Annotated in this window: 2 protein-coding genes; both read right to left on the bottom strand. The window is 68.9% G+C overall.

The annotated features are described in order from the left end of the window. A partial coding sequence (locus AC1D15_RS31025; protein ID WP_477829058.1) for an aspartate kinase occupies positions 1–970 on the bottom strand: 970 nt, incomplete at its 3' end. 58 nt (positions 971–1,028) lie between these two features. Continuing rightward, on the bottom strand, positions 1,029–1,657 hold a 629-nt coding region (gene tilS / locus AC1D15_RS31020), incomplete at its 5' end, for a tRNA lysidine(34) synthetase TilS (RefSeq protein ID WP_477829057.1).

Here is a 1,657-nt window from a genome sequence, read left to right as displayed (position 1 = left end):
GCACGGTGAACGAGAAGTCGGTCTTCCCCTCGTGCGAGATGTTCTGGATGATCACGTCGACGTCGATGTTCGCGTCGGCCACCGGGCCCAGGATCTGGTACGCGATGCCCGGCTTGTCGGGCACGCCCATCACGGTGATCTTGGCCTCGTCGCGGTTGAACGCGATGCCCGACACAACGGCTTGTTCCATTTTCTCGTCTTCCTCAAAGGTGATCAGGGTGCCCGAGCGCGCTTCCTCGGTGATGTCGATGTCCCACGGCGTGAAGCTCGACAGCACGCGCAGCGGCACGCGGTACTTGCCGGCGAATTCCACCGAGCGGATCTGCAGCACCTTGGAGCCGAGGCTCGCCATCTCGAGCATCTCCTCGAAGCTGATGGTGTGCAGCCGGCGTGCATCGGGAACGATRCGCGGGTCGGTCGTGTAGACGCCGTCGACGTCGGTGTAGATCAGGCATTCGTCGGCCTTCATCGCGGCTGCGACCGCCACCGCCGAGGTGTCCGAGCCGCCGCGGCCGAGCGTCGTGATGTGGCCGTCGGCATCGATGCCCTGGAAGCCGGTGATGACCACCACCTTGCCCTGCGCCAGGTCGGCGCGCACGCRGGCGTCGTCGATGCTCTGGATGCGCGCCTTCGTGTACGAGCTGTCGGTCTGCACCGGCACCTGCCAGCCGGCGTAGCTGACGGCCTGCATCCCCTCGGCCTGCAGCGCGATCGACAGCAGGCCCACCGAGACCTGCTCGCCGGTCGACGCGATCATGTCGAGTTCACGGTCGATCGCCGTGGTCGGCGAGGCCGGCGACAGCTCTTTCGCGAGGCCGAGCAGGCGGTTCGTCTCGCCGCTCATCGCCGAAGGAACGACCACCATCTGGTGGCCGGCGCGGGCCCATTTGGCAACGCGTTTCGCGACGTTGCGAATGCGCTCCGTGCTGCCCATGGAGGTGCCGCCGTACTTGTGAACGATGAGTGCCATGAAAGAGGTCTTGCCGCGAGTGGAGAAAAGGGTCGCGAGTCGATCGCAACCGGGCATTTTAACCGCGCGGAATGCGCCGCCAGGCCAGGCTCACCTGCGCCTGCCCCGGCAAGCCGATCACGCGGGCGTCGATGCCGAGGCCCGGCACGAAGAGCAGTTGCCCGCCGCTCCAGACGAGCGGACCGTCGCGGTCCCATGCCGGCACCGCTGCCGCCTGGTACTGCTTCTTCAGGCTGCGCGGCGGCCGGCCGAGGCCGGCCTGGAATTGCTCGCCGCCTTCGCGTGCGCGCAGCACGAGCGCGCCCAGCCATGCGAGCGGAATGCCGTCGTGCTTCACGCGCGTCGCGACGAGCTCGCCGCCCCAGCCCGGCAAGGCGTGGCGGCCGGCGCGGCGGATGCTCAACGCCGATTCGCGTTCCGGAGTTCCCGCAGGGGTCGGCAGCGATGCCACGAAGCCAAGGCGGCCGCGGTGCACGCGCAACTCGCCCCCCCTCGCCGGCCAGGCGCCCTGCCCGCCCAGCTCGTGCTGCAGCCGCAGCACGAGGCTCGCCGGCGCCGGCTGGCCGATCGACGCGAGCCAGCCGCGCAGCGCGTTCGATTGCCGCGCTTCGCTGAGCATGCGCCACTCGGTCACGATGAGGCCACGCGCATCGGCCACGCGTTCGAGATCGATCGCCGCCAGTTCGT

Source organism: Rhizobacter sp. P2_H2 (assembly GCF_056403375.1).
This window is presented reverse-complemented; position numbering and strand designations above follow the sequence as displayed.